The organism is Frankia sp. CcI156 (assembly GCF_001983015.1).
GTDB classification, from domain to species: Bacteria; Actinomycetota; Actinomycetes; order Frankiales; family Frankiaceae; genus Frankia; species Frankia casuarinae.
In genome coordinates this window covers 18366-33619 of record NZ_MOMD01000067.1, presented here as the reverse complement: position 1 = coordinate 33619, position 15254 = coordinate 18366, and the positions used below count along the sequence as shown (strand labels likewise).

13 protein-coding genes and 1 tRNA gene are annotated in these 15254 nt (G+C 70.5%); 10 read left to right on the top strand and 4 right to left on the bottom strand.

Features of this window, described 5'->3' with window-relative positions; genetic code table 11:
• Positions 1 to 16: 16 nt before the first annotated feature.
• Positions 17 to 99: transfer RNA gene (locus CcI156_RS20500), tRNA-Leu, on the bottom strand.
• A gap of 159 nt (positions 100 to 258) precedes the next feature.
• Here CcI156_RS20500 and CcI156_RS20495 point away from each other — a divergent pair.
• The 8 genes from CcI156_RS20495 to CcI156_RS20460 all read left to right on the top strand — a co-directional run bounded on the left by CcI156_RS20495 (position 259) and on the right by CcI156_RS20460 (position 10862).
• Positions 259 to 1581, top strand: a complete 1323-nt coding sequence (locus tag CcI156_RS20495) for a DUF3662 and FHA domain-containing protein (protein WP_076807620.1) — start codon at positions 259 to 261, stop codon at positions 1579 to 1581.
• Between the two features lie 6 nt (positions 1582 to 1587).
• Entirely contained in the window at positions 1588 to 2085 is a 498-nt protein-coding gene (locus CcI156_RS20490; RefSeq protein WP_011438785.1) for an FHA domain-containing protein, read from the top strand.
• Positions 2082 to 3497: a PP2C family serine/threonine-protein phosphatase gene (locus tag CcI156_RS20485; RefSeq protein ID WP_076807618.1), complete on the top strand. Its 1416-nt coding sequence runs from the start codon at positions 2082 to 2084 to the stop codon at positions 3495 to 3497. The genes CcI156_RS20490 and CcI156_RS20485 overlap by 4 nt, the downstream gene beginning before the upstream one ends.
• 13 nt (positions 3498 to 3510) lie before the next feature.
• Positions 3511 to 5007 carry an FtsW/RodA/SpoVE family cell cycle protein gene (locus CcI156_RS20480; RefSeq protein ID WP_011438787.1) on the top strand — a complete coding sequence of 499 codons (1497 nt, stop codon included), beginning with the start codon at positions 3511 to 3513 and terminating at the stop codon, positions 5005 to 5007.
• Complete coding sequence (locus tag CcI156_RS20475; RefSeq protein ID WP_076807615.1) at positions 5004 to 6446, top strand: penicillin-binding protein 2; 1443 nt, start codon at positions 5004 to 5006, stop codon at positions 6444 to 6446. Before CcI156_RS20480 ends, CcI156_RS20475 begins: the two co-directional genes overlap by 4 nt.
• Positions 6443 to 8071: a serine/threonine-protein kinase gene (locus CcI156_RS20470; RefSeq protein WP_076807613.1), complete on the top strand. Its 1629-nt coding sequence runs from the start codon at positions 6443 to 6445 to the stop codon at positions 8069 to 8071. The genes CcI156_RS20475 and CcI156_RS20470 overlap by 4 nt, the downstream gene beginning before the upstream one ends.
• Entirely contained in the window at positions 8068 to 10113 is a 2046-nt protein-coding gene (pknB, locus tag CcI156_RS20465) for a Stk1 family PASTA domain-containing Ser/Thr kinase (protein WP_076807611.1), read from the top strand. Before CcI156_RS20470 ends, pknB begins: the two co-directional genes overlap by 4 nt.
• A gap of 98 nt (positions 10114 to 10211) precedes the next feature.
• Entirely contained in the window at positions 10212 to 10862 is a 651-nt protein-coding gene (locus tag CcI156_RS20460) for an aminodeoxychorismate/anthranilate synthase component II (RefSeq protein ID WP_011438791.1), read from the top strand.
• Here CcI156_RS20460 and CcI156_RS20455 read toward each other — a convergent pair.
• Positions 10859 to 11620: a DUF881 domain-containing protein gene (locus tag CcI156_RS20455; protein WP_371681830.1), complete on the bottom strand. Its 762-nt coding sequence runs from the start codon at positions 11618 to 11620 to the stop codon at positions 10859 to 10861. The genes CcI156_RS20460 and CcI156_RS20455 overlap by 4 nt on opposite strands.
• A gap of 431 nt (positions 11621 to 12051) precedes the next feature.
• On the opposite strand from CcI156_RS20455, the gene CcI156_RS20450 reads away from it, so the two are divergent.
• Together CcI156_RS20450 and CcI156_RS20445 are read left to right on the top strand one after the other, a co-directional pair.
• On the top strand, positions 12052 to 12315 hold the full coding sequence (locus CcI156_RS20450) for a cell division protein CrgA (protein ID WP_076807606.1): 264 nt from the start codon (positions 12052 to 12054) through the stop codon (positions 12313 to 12315).
• A gap of 135 nt (positions 12316 to 12450) precedes the next feature.
• A complete protein-coding gene (locus tag CcI156_RS20445) occupies positions 12451 to 12867 on the top strand; it encodes a RidA family protein (RefSeq protein WP_023840020.1) in 417 nt (138 codons plus the stop codon).
• A gap of 36 nt (positions 12868 to 12903) precedes the next feature.
• Here the strand turns inward: CcI156_RS20445 and CcI156_RS20440 are convergent, their stop codons facing one another.
• Both CcI156_RS20440 and CcI156_RS20435 read right to left on the bottom strand, forming a co-directional pair.
• On the bottom strand, positions 12904 to 13263 hold the full coding sequence (locus CcI156_RS20440; RefSeq protein ID WP_023840019.1) for a hypothetical protein: 360 nt from the start codon (positions 13261 to 13263) through the stop codon (positions 12904 to 12906).
• Between the two features lie 78 nt (positions 13264 to 13341).
• The gene (locus tag CcI156_RS20435; protein ID WP_076807626.1) at positions 13342 to 15249 is read right to left on the bottom strand and encodes a glycoside hydrolase family 15 protein; all 1908 of its coding nucleotides are present in this window, start codon (positions 15247 to 15249) and stop codon (positions 13342 to 13344) included.
• Between the last annotated feature and the right edge of the window lie 5 nt (positions 15250 to 15254).

Genomic DNA, 15254 nt, shown 5'->3' with positions numbered 1-15254 from the left:
CCGCCAGGGGCTTGCGTGGGCGAGGGGGGAGTTGAACCCCCACGTCCGCTAGGACACACGGACCTGAACCGTGCGCGTCTGCCATTCCGCCACTCGCCCGAGTGGGACTATCTCTTGACCAGACGACACGCTACCACGCCGGAGATGTCCTTCACGGAGGGGGGTCGGGCCYGTCGCGAACATGTCAAGCTGCCGAGCCGTGGGACGTCCGCGCCCGGGGGCATACGATCTCACAGACCGGGAGAAGGGAGGTCGAGCATGGGCGTGCTACAACGCTTCGAACGGCGCCTGGGCGGCCTCGTCGAGGGTGCGTTCGCGAAGGTGTTCAAGGGCGGAGTCGAGCCCGTCGAGATCGCCAGCGCGTTGGCCCGGGAAACCGACGATCGGCGGGCGGTCAGTTCGAACCGGGTGCTGGTGCCCAACGAGTTCGCCGTCGAGCTCGCCGGCGGCGACTTCGCCCGGCTCGCCCCCTACGACCGGGCGCTGTGCGACGAGCTCGCCGAGATGGTTCGCGAGCATGCGGCCGAGCAGCGTTACACCTTCGTCGGCCCGGTGTCCGTGCGGATGTCCGAGGCCACCGATCTCGATGTCGGCGTCTTCCGGGTCCGCAGCAGCGTGGCCGCCGCGGACCCGGGAGCGGTGACTGAACGGCGCGCACGCCCTCCCCGACCGGGCGCTCCCGGCACCCCGCACCTCGTCATTACCACGAAGGCCCCGGGAGGGCCCGCGGGCGGAGGGGAACGGGAGTATCCCTTGGACGCCGAGACGACCGTGATCGGCCGCAGCGTCGAGTGCGACATCCGCCTGAACGACACCGGTGTGTCTCGTCGCCACGGCGAGATACGCCGGCTTCCCGACGGGCAGTTCCTCTACGTCGACGCCGGGTCCACCAACGGCAGYCTGGTCAACGGTCGCGCGGCGACGCAGGTCAAGTTGGTCAACGGGGACAAGATCGAGCTCGGTACCGCGACGATCGTCTTCCGTCGCGAGGACGGGCGGGGGAATGGTCCGGCGCGCGTGGGCGCCCGTGGAACACCTCCGCCGGCCCAGGCCGGGGGCCGGGAGACCATCCCGCCGGACCGCCGTCCCACGCCCGCGCCGGACGACCCGTACCGGCGCGGCTCGTCGCCACACGCCGGCCGTGTCGACCCGTACGCCGATCGTGATCGGCGCGGTGGGCCGGGGTACCGGGACGATTCATACCAGAACCGGAGGGACCCGTACCGGGACCGGACACCGGAACGGGATCACGGCTACGACCAGCCGCGCGACCACGGTGGTCGTGACCCCTATCACCGTGACCCCCGTGACGGGCGTGAGGGACGAGCCGACGCTCCTCGGCGAGCCGACGCTCCTCGGCGAACCGACGCTCCTCGGCGAGCCGACGCTCCTCGGCGAGCCGACCCCTACCGCGAGCCGAGCAACCCCGGCCGCCGGCCCGGCTCCGGTTCGCCGCCCKATGGGCTCGAACCCCTCGACGACGTGTACGACGCCGACACGGAGCTCCCCGGCCGCGCCGCCGCGGAGCCTCCCGGCGGGGATGGTCGACGTGGCCGGCCCAGATCGGCTCGAGGCTGGTAGCGCCCGATGGACCCCACTGAACCCAGCGAACTCGTACTGCTGGTTGTCAAGATCGGATTCCTTGCCCTCCTCTGGGGATTCGTTCTGGTCGCCGTGCGCGCCGTCCGGCTGGACATGTTCGGCCCCACCAAGCGTCAGCAGCGGCGCGAGCCGCCCCCCCTGGTCCGGCCGACGCCGCCGCGCACTCCACCCCAACCTCCACGCAAGCCACAGACACCTAGCAAACTCGTGGTGACCAAAGGCCCCTTGACCGGCACAACGATCCCGCTAGGAACGGCACCTGTCACCATCGGACGGGCACAGGACTCGACTCTGGTCCTCGAGGATGACTTCGCATCCGGGCGGCATGCGAGACTCGTGCCCCACGACGGGCAGTGGTTCGTGGAGGACCTGGGCTCGACCAATGGCACATTCCTCAACCGTACGAAGGTGACCAGTCCCATGCCGGTACCTCTCGGCGCGCCGGTCAGGATCGGGAAGACGGTCCTGGAGCTCCACCGGTGAGCCTCAGGCTTCACTTCGCCGTCCGCTCGGATGTCGGGCACGTACGGGAAGGAAACGAAGATTCAGCCTATGCCGGGCTCCGCCTGCTGGCGGTGGYCGACGGCATGGGTGGTCATGCCGCGGGGGAGGTCGCCAGCTCAACRGTGATCTCCCGCCTGGCGGATCTCGACGACGCGATCGACAGCGACGATCTCGTGACGGAGCTGAACGAGGCCGTCCGGGACGCCAATCGGCAGCTGCGCGAGATGTCGCTGGAGAACAGCGCGCTGGACGGCATGGGCACCACGGTGACCGCCGTGCTCTCCTCCGGTGACATGCTCGGGGTGCTGCRCGTCGGCGATTCCCGGGCCTACCTGCTGCGCGACGGCGTCCTCAGCCAGGTCACCCACGATCACACCCTGGTGCAGGATCTCGTGGACCAGGGTCGGATCACMCCCGAGCAGGCGAACACCCATCCGCAGCGCTCGCTGCTGATGCGGGCGCTCGACGGTCGGGAGGTCGAGCCCGATCTCTCCGTGCGCCAGGCGATCGCGGGAGACCGCTACTTGCTGTGCACCGACGGCCTGTCGGGGGTGGTGAGCGAGGAGACAATCCTCGAGACGCTGCTGCTGCCCACCCCGCAGGAGGCGGTCGACCAGCTGGTCGACCTGGCCCTCAAGGGCGGCGGCCCGGACAACATCACCGTCGTGGTCGCCGACATCGAGGAGGACCACGGCGAGGCGGAGCCCTATCCCCTCGTAGCCGGCGCGGCGGCCGAGAAGCGGGCGGTTCCCGGCGCGTCGCCGGCCCGCAGCGGGCCGAATCCCCAGTACCCCGACCACGAGTCCGCGGCGGCGAAGGCGGCCCGTATCGGTCGGCCGGGCTTCCACCGGCGGGACCGCCAGGCGCAGGCCAGCGATCGGGGCGACGACGACGGCGACGACTCCGACCCGGAAGGATCCGGGGGACGGCGCTCCGGGCGGCGGGTCCTGTTCGTCTCCACCGTGGTGTTCGTGCTCATCGCGGCCGGTGCCGCGGCCGGGTGGACCTACGTGCGCGGGCAGTACTATGTCGGCGTCGACGACGAACACGTCGCCCTCTTCCAGGGAGTGAAGGGCATTCCGCTGTCCTCGGTGGTACTCCCCCGCCGTCAGCCACTGTCGGAGGTTGCRGAGCCCGATCAGGCGGAGCTCCGACGAGGCATCCGCGCCGGCAGCCGCGACGATGCGGAAAAGATCATCTCGCGCCTACGGACCCCGGCCACGCCCTCCGTACGCCCGAGTCCGAGTCCGAGTCCGACCGACCGTTCCAAGGTGCCGTCGGGCACCTCGGGCTCCTCCCTCCTGTCCACCGCCCTGTGCCAGCCGGCGACCGGTGCCGGCGTCACGGTCCCGGGATGCCCGACCACACCCGTCCCCACCCCCTCACCGTGATCTCAGGCCAGCGATGACCCGCCCGCCGATCCCCCTACCTCCGCTACGCAGGCCGAGGTCGGCGGACCTCACCGCGACCTTCGCCGGTTTCCCGCTGCCCACCGGCACCAACCTCCCGCCGTACCGGCGCCGGGAGCTCATCCTGATGATCTTCGCCGGCGTGCTCGCGACCAGCGCGCTCGCCGCGTTGACCTTCGCCGACATCGGCCAGGTCTCGCTCGGGATCTTCTCCATCGGTCTCGGCTTCTTCTGCCTGTGGGCGCTGGCCCACCTGGCGGTACGCAGGTTCGCGCCGGCCGCCGACCCGGTGCTGCTCCCGGTCGTCGTCGCGCTCAACGGCCTGGGCCTGGTCATGATCTATCGGCTCGACCTCGCCAAGGCGGATGCCGCCGAGCGGGCGGGAACCCACATTCCGCCCGGTGCCGCGCAGACGCAGCTCGTCTGGACCCTGCTGGCGGTCATCGTCTTCATCCTGGTGCTGGCGCTGGTACGCGATCATCTCTCGCTCGCCCGGTACGCCTACACGGCCGGCCTGGTCGGTCTGGTCGGTCTGGTGCTGCCGATCGCGCCGGGCATCGGCGCGACCATCAACGGCGCGCGCCTCTGGCTGCGGATCGGGCCGTTCTCCTTCCAGCCGAGCGAAGTCTCGAAGATCATTCTTCTGATCTTCTTCGCCGGCTATCTGGTCAACAAACGCGAGGTCCTCTCGGTGGCCTCCCGCTCCTTTCTCGGGATGGGGATCCCGCGCGCCCGCGACCTCGGGCCGGTACTGGTGGCGTGGCTGGCGAGCCTGGGCATCCTGATCGTGCAGAAGGACCTCGGCTCGTCCCTGCTGTTCTTCGGAATGTTCATGGTCGTCCTCTACGTCGCCACCGAGCGGGTATCGTGGCTCTTGGTCGGCTTCGTGCTGTTTCTGTTCGGTGCCGTGATCGCGCACAGCATGTTCAGCCATGTCCAGGTCCGGGTGGACGGCTGGCTGCACGCCTTCGACGGTGACAACCCGTCGAGCACGTCGTACCAGCTCGTGCAGGGCCTCTACGGCTTCGCCGCCGGTGGCATCACCGGTACGGGGCTCGGGGAGGGGCACCCGCAGAAGGTGCCGTTCGCGAACACCGACTTCATCATGGCGAGCCTCGGTGAGGAGCTCGGTCTCACCGGCGTCATGGCCATCCTGATGATGTACGCCCTGGTCGTGCTGCGCGGGATGCGCGCGGCCCTCGGCGCGAAGGACCCGTTCGGCAAACTGYTGGCGGCCGGGCTGTCCTTCACCCTGGCGCTGCAGGTGTTCGTGCAGGTGGGCGGGGTCATGCGGCTCATCCCGCTGACCGGGCTCACGCTGCCGTTCGTCTCCTACGGCGGGTCGTCCATCGTGGCCAACGCCGCGATCATCGCGTTGCTGCTGCGGGTCAGCGACGCCGCCCGCCGCGCACCCGAACCGGTGCCGGATGCCCCCCTGTTCGACCCGGGCGCGGTTGCAGAGAGTCCCACCCAGGTGGTGAAGACGACATGAACCGCACGGTGCGCAAGGTCGCCGTCGCCTGCATGGTCCTCTTCGCCGCGCTCCTGGTGAACGCGAACTGGCTCCAGGTGGGCGAGGCGGGCAGCCTCAAGTCCCAGCCGACGAACGGGCGTCAGATCACCGAGCGCCTGGAACGACAGCGGGGCGCGATCGTCGCCGGTGACGTGGAGATCGCACGTTCGGTGCYGTCGAACGACCAGTACAAGTACCAGCGGCAGTATCCGGCCGGGCAGCTCTACTCCAACGTTACCGGCTACTACACGCTGTTCACGGCGGCCGGCCTGGAGCGGTCCGAGGACGTCTTCCTGTCCGGAGACGACGACCGACTGCTCGCAAGCCGGGTGACCGGCCTGTTCACCGGCGCGGAGCGGCGCGGCGGTTCCGTGGTCACCACGATCAACCCCGCCGTCCAGAAGGCGGCGGCGGAGGCGCTCGGCAACCGCAAGGGCGCGGTGGTCGCCATCGAGCCGTCGACCGGCGCGATCCTGGCGATGGTCACCAACCCTTCCTACGACGCGAACGCGCTGGCGGCCCATGATGAGAAGGCCGCGGCCAATGCCTATGGGCTGCTGTCGGGCAATCCAGATCAACCGCTGCTGAACCGGGCAGCCCAGCAGACCTATCCGCCCGGTTCGACCTTCAAGCTCATCACCGCCGCCGCCGCGCTGTCACAAGGCAGGACGCCGGACACTCGTGTCGCGGCAMCCGATGAGCTACCGCTCCCACTGAGCACCGTGCGGCTGCCGAACTTCGGCGGCGAACGCTGCGGCGACGGCGAGACCGACACCCTCATTCACGCGCTCGCCATCTCCTGCAACACCGCGTTCGCACAGCTCGGTATCGATCTCGGTGCCGACACCCTGCGCCGGCAGGCCGAGGCCTTCGGCCTGAACGCGACCTTCCCCGACTTCCCCTTGCAGCAGGCCCGTAGCGTCTTCCCCGCCAAGCTCGACGCCGCGCAGACCRCGCAGTCGGCGATCGGCCAGTACGACGTCCGGGTCACGCCCCTACAGATGGCGGAGGTGGTCGCGGCGATCGCCAACGACGGCACGGAGATGAAGCCCTATATCGTGTCCGAACTACGCAGCCCGGACCTCAAGAGGATCAGCAAAACCGAGCCGAAGAAACTCGGTGAACCGGTGAGCAGCGAGGTGGCCRCCCAGCTCACGACCATGATGGAAAGCGTGGTGACGTCGGGGACCGGTCGGCGGGCGCAGATCGGCGGCGTCACCGTCGCCGGGAAGACGGGGACCGCCGAGCACGGCACCAGCCTGCCGCACGCCTGGTTCGTGGGGTTCGCCCCGGCGGACGCTCCGAAGATCGCGGTTGCCGTCATCGTCGAGGACGGCGGCGGCGAGCTGGGTACCGGTGGTGCCGTCGCCGCCCCCGTCGCGAAACAGGTCATACAGGCCGCATTGGACAAGCCATGAACAACTCCCCGGGCAATCCCATCTCCCCGTCGCAGCCCTTCGCCGGCGCCGCGTCGCCGAACACCGTCCTCGACAACCGGTACCGCCTGAACGGGCGGATCGCCGCCGGCGGCATGGGTGAGGTCTGGCGTGGCCTGGACCTGACCCTCGGCCGCCCCGTCGCGGTGAAACTGCTGCGCCCGGAGTACGCCAGCGACGAGTCGTTCCTGGTGCGGTTCCGCGGCGAGGCCCGCCATGCCGCCCGGCTGTCACACCCGGGCGTCGCCTCGGTCTATGACTACGGCGAGGTCGCGACCGCCGACGACTACCCGACCGCCTACCTGGTCATGGAGCTGGTGGAGGGGGAGCCCCTCTCCGCCGCGCTGCACCGGGAGAAGCGGTTGTCCCCGGAACGCACGCTGGACATCCTCGGGCAGGCGGCCGACGCGTTGCAGGCCGCGCACGCCCTCGGCGTGGTCCATCGCGACGTCAAGCCCGGCAACCTGCTGCTGCGCCCGGACGGCGCGGTGAAGGTCACCGACTTCGGGATCGCCCGCGCGGTCGACGCCGCGCCGCTCACCGCCACCGGCATCATGATGGGGACGGCCTACTACGTGTCCCCCGAGCAGGCGTCCGGGCGTCCGGTGACACCGGCGAGCGACGTCTACTCGCTCGGCGTCGTCGCGTACGAGTGCCTCGCCGGTCGCCGCCCCTTCGACGACCGCAACCCCATCGTGGTCGTGATGGCCCACCAGCAGGACACCCCGCCCCCGCTGCCGACCGACATCCCCTACCAGGTACGGGCCCTGGTGGACTCGGCGATGGCCAAGGACCCCGCGCGCAGGCCCAGTTCGGCGGGGGCATTCGCGCGTTCGGCGGCCGGGATCCGGCGCAGTCTGTGGAGCCCGGAGCCGGCGCGCTGGCCCGGCGCACCGGACGCGACCGCCCGCCATCCGGGGCCGGGCGCCGTCCTCCCGCCCGCCGGTGCCGCCGCTCGCCCGCCCCGATCCACCTCGCGCACCCGGCCACCGTCCTGGGTGGCCRCACCGCCACCGTCCGGTCACACCAGTGGACCGGGGCGCACCGGCGCTTCGCCGGACAACGCCCAGGCGGTTCCCGATGGCCCGGAAGCCATGCTCGGCGGACCCGACGTACCTGCAACGGCCCTGCACAGCCCGCCCTTCGGCGGCCCCGACACGGCGTACGGTGGCCCCGAGTCGGCGTACGGCGGCTCGGCCTACGGGACGTCGGACCGTGGCGGCCCCCGCGATCCCGGCACCGCCTACCACCCGGGTCCGCCGCCGTGGGCCCGTACCCCCGGCGGCCCCCCAGGTCCGTCCGGCCCGGACAGCCCGGATGATCTGCGGCCGGGCTGGGAGGGGCGAGCCGCTCGACGGCACCGGCCGAAGGCGGCCTCCCGTCCCGCCCTGCCACTGCCACTTCTGATCATTCTGCTGATCCTCACCGTGGTGATCGTCGCATTCGCGACCAACAGGTTGTTCTCCGGCAGCAATTCCGCATCGAACTCCGCGACCACACCACCGAGGGTGGTCTACCCAACCGCAATCGGTGATGAAATCGTCAGCGGTAACGCCGGGTCGGCGATTTCCGGCGYGGGAGGGGCGACGGCAGGGGAGTATTCGTGACCGACGTGACGGAGATGTATGCCCCGGGGGCTGGGCCGCRGATCATCGGCGGGCGTTACGAGCTGGGCGAGGGCATCGGCTATGGCGGCATGGCGGAGGTCTTCCGCGGTCGTGACATCAGGCTCGGCCGTGAGGTCGCCGTCAAGACGCTGCGCCCGGACCTCGCCCGTGATCCCACCTTTCTCGCCCGGTTCCGCCGAGAGGCGCAGTCCTCGGCCGCGCTGAACCACCCCGCGATCGTCTCGGTGTACGACACGGGCGAGGACCTCATCAACGGGGCGCAGATCCCCTACATCGTGATGGAGTTCATCGAGGGACGGACCCTGYGCGACGCGCTGCAGACCGAGGGCCGGTTCACCGAACGCCGCGCTATGGAGATCAMCTCCGACGTCTGTGCCGCCCTGGACTACAGCCACCGGATGGGGATCATCCACCGCGACATCAAGCCGGCGAACGTGATGCTCAGCCCGGACGGCTCGGTCAAGGTCATGGACTTTGGCATCGCCCGCGCCACCACCGCGACCTCCTCGACCATGACCGCGACGGCGGCGGTGATCGGCACCGCTCAGTACCTGTCCCCGGAGCAGGCCCGAGGAGCCCGCGTTGACGCCCGCAGCGACGTCTACACCACCGGGGTGCTGCTCTACGAACTGCTCACCGGGTCGCCGCCGTTCCGCGGGGACAACCCGGTGGCCGTGGCCTACCAGCACGTGCGGGAGGACCCGCTGCCGCCGTCCGCTCACGATCGCGACATCTCCCCCGAGGCCGACGCGATCGTCCTCAAGGCGATGGAGAAGGACGCCGACGACCGCTACGGCACTGCGGGTGAGATGCGCGACGATCTGGAACGGGCGCTGGCCGGACGGCGCGTGCACGCCATGATGGGAGGTGGTGGCGCGGGCGGGGCCGCCACCACCCTCGGCCCGGCCGCGCCCGGCACGGCGATCCTCAGCCGCGGTGACCGAGCGGGTTATCCCACCCGGGACCGCTACCGCGACGACGACTACCGCAACGACGACCAGACCACTTACCGCGACGTCCCCTACGACGACGGCCGGTTCGGCACCGGTCCGTTCGACCGCTACGACGTGACCGGGGCCATCGACCGGCGGGCCGTTCCCAATCAGGAGCGTTCCCAGGCGTGGAAGTACATCCTCGCGGGTCTCGGAATCGTCATCGTCTTCGTCGCCGTCGTCCTGCTCGCCACGACCTTCCTCAGCACCGGTGACAACACCGCCTCCACGAAGAAGATCCTCGTCCCGACCGGCCTCGTCGGGCAGAACGAGCAGCAGGCCCGCGCCCGGCTGCAGAGCGCCGGCTTCGGGGGGGAGGTGGTCACGAAGCTGGTCGATTCACCGGACCTGGCCGGTCGGGTCACGGCGGTCGACCCGGCCGAAGGCAAGGAGGTCGCCGCCAAGGGGGTGATCACCCTGTCGATCGGCAAGGCCGCCGACGACGTCCAGATCCCCGCCGACCTGATCGGGAAGACCCAGGCCGAGGCCGAGGCGGCCCTGCGGGCGTTGGGGCTGGTCCCGAACCCGATGGCCTACGGCAACCCGACCAGCCAGAAGGTCGGCACGGTGGACAGCACCGATCCGCAGGCGGGTTCGGCCGTCAAGCGCGGCAGCACGGTCACGCTCAACGTGGTCAGCCCGAACGTCAACGTTCCCGACGTGCGCAACCGCACGTACGACAATGCCGCCGCCGAACTCGGCCGCTACGGGCTGAGGGCGGCYCAGCAGCCCGTCGCGAACAACAACGTGGCGCCGGGGACGGTTGTGGACCAGAGCCCGTCCGGCGGCAACGTCCCTCGGGGTTCGACCATCACGCTGTCCGTCGCCCAGCAGATCCAGACCACCGCGCCGCCGACTCCAACCGAGACGCCAACCGGGCCCACCCCGACCACGGAGCCGACCAGCACTTCGCCGAGCCCGACGGGTAATCCCACCCCTGGGACACCGGCCACGACGAAGCCGGGCGGCCTGGGGGGGCTGCTGGGCGGCCGCAACGGCGGTGGCGGTTCCGGCGGTGGCGGCACCTGAGGTCGTCGCGCCGACGGAGGCGGTCGTGGCTGCTCAGGCAGTATGGGACTGCGGCCGCCCACGGCAGGGTGCCTGATGCCGCGGGAGGTCACGATCTGATGCGCATCCTGGTGATCGACAACTACGATTCGTTCGTCTTCAACCTTGTCCAGTACCTGGGCCAGCTCGAGACCGAATGCATCGTGCGCCGCAACGACGAGATGACGCCGGCCGACCTCGCCGCGCTCGGCGTCGACGGGGTCCTGCTCTCCCCGGGACCGGGTACGCCCGAGGCGGCCGGCGTGAGCATTCCCATGGTGCGAGCCTGCGCGTCGGGCGGCATGCCGCTGCTCGGGGTGTGCCTGGGCCATCAGGCGATCGCGGTCGCGTTCGGCGCTACCGTCGACCGCGCCCCGGAGTTGCTGCATGGCAAGACCTCGGTCGTCCGCCATGACCGGACCGGCGTTCTCACGGACCTGCCGTCGCCGTTCGTCGCGACCCGCTACCACTCGCTGGCCGTCGAGGAGGACACCCTTCCCGAGGAAATCGAGGTGACCGGCCGGACCGAAAGCGGCGTGGTGATGTCGCTGCGCCATCGACGCCTCCCGCTCGAGGGCGTGCAGTTCCACCCGGAGTCCGTCCTCACCCAGGGCGGCCACCTGATCCTCGCCCGTTGGCTGGACCAGTGCGGCGACGGCGGCGCGGCGCGCAGGCTCGCACCGGGGCTGTCCGCCGAGGTCGAGACCCTGCGGACGGCGGCGTTCTCCTAGCCGCGCCTGGCGATGCCGGACGGGTCGATCGGCCCGTCGTAGCCGGGTAGCCGGCTGTCGGCGGCCTCCTCGACGCGGTATCCCAGCCGGTAGGCGTCGACGTACTGCCGGTAGATCGTGACCTGCGGATTGGCCTGCAGGCTGGAGCGCAGCGCGGCGACCTCCCCGATCGCCGTGATCCGGAACGGCGGGGAGAAGACCTCGCCGTGCAGCAGAAGAGTGTTCCCGACGCAGCGGACCGCCGTCAGTGCCGTCACCCGGCGGTCCATGATGCTCATCGCCTCGGCGCCGCCGGCCCACAGCGCGTTCACGACCGCCTGGACATCCTGCTGGTGCACGATGAGATCGTCGGGCCTCGGGGCGGGCACGCCGGGGGCGTACGGGCCACCCCGGCCCTCCCGCGGGGCGTCGTCCAGCTCGACGGTCAGCGCCGGCCCGCGCACCGGGGCCAACCCCGCGGGACCGGCCAGCGACTCGACCAGGGACCGGGCGGCGGCATCGGTCCCGAGCGCGAAGCCCGGTGCCCCCGACGGGACGGCCTGCGCCGTGGTCGCGCGCCGCCGCGACTCGGCGTCCAGCCCGGCGCGGCGGTCGGYCACCCGGCCCGCCTCCTCGTCTACAACCTGCGCGACTCCCGCCCGCTCCTGGGCCGCCCAAGCGGCAGTGTCCCGCGGGCCGGCCCGATCGAACGGGCCGCCGTCCAGCACCACGACGCCGGACAGCACGCCGGCCCAGAACAGCGACACCGCCCAGATCACCCGCCGCGACCGGCCCCCCGGCCAGGGCCAGGGCCGTAGCCCGCCGTGCACCGTCGTCCCCAATCTCCCTCGGTGCCCCGCTGAACGGTTCACCCATGCATGCCGATGAATCGCCGGGGGCGGCACGCGACCATGCCACAACCAGCCCGGCCGGGCGATCCGTCCGCCGCGTCGGAGGTATCGCCTCCCGCGCAGGCTACGCGGCCRATGGCGCTCTCGATGCCACATGGGTCTGATCGCCCCGGCACCGGCCGCGACGTCGGCGTCGCCCGGGCCCCGACCGGAGGTGAATCCCGCCGGCCGGTACGCAACGGCGTTTCCACGGACGCCCTGTCTACGCTGGTACCCAGCGCGAGACCGCCGATGGCCGGACGAGGACGGCGACGACGGTCGCCGCTCTCGTCCACGCACGGCCATCGAGGAGTTCCGCAGTGCCCGAGTCACGACGCCGCAAGCCCAAGAAGCCAACCCCGACCACCACCGCGGGCGCGTCGGCACGCAGGCGGAAGCCGCCGTCCCCGCCCTGGTTCGGCGGTCTGATCCTCGCGTTCTTCCTGCTCGGGATCGCCTACCTGCTCGTCTACTACTTCTCCAACGGCGGCGTCCTGGGGATGGAGGGGCTGGGCGGCTGKAACATCCTTATCGGGTTTGGTTTTGTCGTCGTCGGACTGGCCGTGTCGACCCAGTGGCGATAGCCGGCCCGCACGCCAGACGCCTGATGGCCACGCCCGGCACAACCACCAGAGCTTCCAGCCGTGTTATTCATCCACAACCGTTGTCCACAAGTGTGGATACCTCCACCTTGATCACCGATTACCCAGGGAATCCTGTTGCATCCTGAACGTCAGAAGATTTCCGGCTCCTCACCCTACGAAGCCACGATCGGGTTCTCCCGGGCGCTCCGCGTGGGCGAACGCGTGTTCGTCAGTGGGACTGGGCCGGTGTGGCCGGACGACACGGTTCCACCGGACGCTGAGCTGCAGACCCGGCGGTGCTTCGAGATCATCCGCACCGCACTGCGCGAGGCGGGCACCGATCTCGGTGACGTCACCCGTACCCGGATGTTCATCACCGATCCCGCCCACGCTCCGGCCGTCGGCGCCGTCCACGGCGAGCTGTTCGCCGCGATCCGCCCAGCCGCCACGATGGTCGTCGTTGCGGGACTACTCGACGAGCGTTGGGTCGTCGAAGTGGAAGCCGAGGCGATCCTTGGGTCCGGGGCTGGGTCCGGGTCCGGGTCCGACTGACGGCCGGCCCTGACGCCGGGTCCGGATCCGGGACCGTCAGCGCGCGATGACCGCCCTGCGCAGACGCGCCACGGCGCGTTCGGCGTCGCCGGTTGTGACGATCAGGCGCCGGAACTCGCCACCCGGGCGGACCTCCACCACGACCGCGGGCCGGCCGCGGTAGACAGCGACAAACTCCTTGCCGCCCCGCGACCGCCAGGTCCCGAGGGCCATGACGCGCGGCAGTCCGGTCCCGGGCGCCCGCCATCCGTGCACTTCCGCGAACGCATCCGCCGCCAGGCGTACGTCGAGTACCTCGTCGAGCCGCACGGAGACGTCCCCACGCACCGCGCCGATCCGTTCAAGCCCGCGCAGGACGACCTCGACCCGCTTGTCCACAACCTCCAGGCTGGCCACAGCTCCCACGTTAATGCCACGACCCGCTCGGGTTCGCCTGATCGCCGTGGCCACCTGTCCCGGGACCGGCCTGCACGATCAGGTCGAGGGGGACGGCCGGGCGTAGGCCTCGGCGTCCTCGGCCCTGATCACGTACATCACCGCGTTGATCAGGGCCAGATGGGTGAACGCCTGGGGGAAGTTTCCGAGATGGYGGCCACTGACCGGATCGATCTCCTCGGCATAGAGATCCAGCGGGCTGGCGAGGCTCAGCAGCCGTTCACACAGCTGCCGGGCACGGGTCAGCTCGCCGATCTCCACCAGGGCGGAGACCAGCCAGAACGAGCAGATCAGGAAGGCGCCCTCGGTGCCGGAGACCCCGTCGTCGGTCTCCTCCGTGCGGTAGCGCAGGACCAGCCCGTCAACGGTCAGCTCGTCGGCGATCGCGAGCACGGTGGMCTTCACGCGTTCGTCGGCCGCCGGCAGGAACCCGAGCAGCGGAATCAGGAGCAGTGAGGCGTCGAGCGCCTTCGATCCGTAGTACTGGGTAAACACACCGCGATGATCCACACCCTTCTCGCACACCTCGGCGTGGATCTCCTCCGCCACGGCCCGCCAGCGCGCCGCCGTCTTGGCGTCCCCCCGCATCTGCGCCAGCCGCCGACCCCGGTCCAGGGCAACCCAGCACATCATCTTGGACACGGTGAAGTGCTGCGGCGCCCCGCGCACCTCCCACATCCCGCGGTCCGGCTCCCGCCAGTGCGTGGCCGCCGCCTCGACGAGGCGCACGAGCACCGGCCAGAGCCGTTCGGAGAGGTAGTCACGGGACTTGGTGTGCAGGTACACGGAGTCGAGAACGACACCCCAGACGTCGTGTTGACGTTGCAGTGCCGCTGCGTTGCCGATCCGTACCGGGTAGGCTCCCTCGTAGCCGGACAGGTGACCGAGGACCTCCTCGTCGATCTTCGGCTCGCCGCTCACCCGGTACATCACCTGGATGTCGTCGTCATCGTTCTCGGCGACGTCGGCGATGAACGAGAAGAAATCGTTGGCCTCGTAGTCCAGCCCGAGGGTGTACAGGCCCCACAGCGCGAAGGTGGAATCGCGGATCCAGCTGTATCGGTAGTCCCAGTTCCGTTCGCCGCGCGGGGTCTCCGGCAACGAGGTGGTCGAGGCGGCGAGCAGAGCACCGGTCGGCGCGTAGGTCAGTCCTTTCAGCGCGAGGGCGCTGCGCTGCAGATGGCGCCGCCAGGGATGGTCGGGAAACATTCCCCGCGACAGCCACTGGCGCCAGAACTCCGTTGTCCGGTCGACGGCGACGCACGCCTGCAGGTAGGTGTCCGGAAGCAGGGGCTCCTCCGGGCGCCAGGTGAGCGCGACGAACGCGGTGTCCCCCTCCCGCAGCGTGGTGCGAGCCAGTGCCCGCCGGCCGTCGAAACCGAGCCGCAGGTCGGTACGCAGCCGCAGCGTGACGTTGGTGCCCGCATGGCTGATCACGCCGGAGGAGTAATCCTCTCCCTCGTACTGCCAGGACTCGGGCTCACGGCCGTAGTCGAAGTTCGGCTCGCACACCAGGCTGAGATCCACCGAGCCGTGCTCACAGCGAGCCAGCCGGAGCAGCACGTGGTCGGCGTCCCAGTCGCTCGGCGTCCGACGGTGCGTGTTCGAACGCTTGTGGGTGCGATGCCAGCGCCCGACCACCAGGCAATCGGTGACGATGAGCCAGCCGTTCGGCGTCTGCCAGGTGGTCTCGAGAATGTTCGTCCCGGGGAGGTAGCGCCGGCCGGCCGGGATCTGCGTACGCTCGGGACCGAAACGGAAGCCCCCGGCCGACCGGTCCAGCACCGACCCGAAGACACTCGGGGCATCGGGCCGGGGCACACACATCCACTCGACGTTGCCGCTGGGGGCAACGAGACAGGACGTCTCACAGTCGGACAGGAATCCGTACTCGGCGATCGGCGGGAAGGGACTGCCCCCGCTGCGCCGCACCGGTGAATGTGCCATCTGAT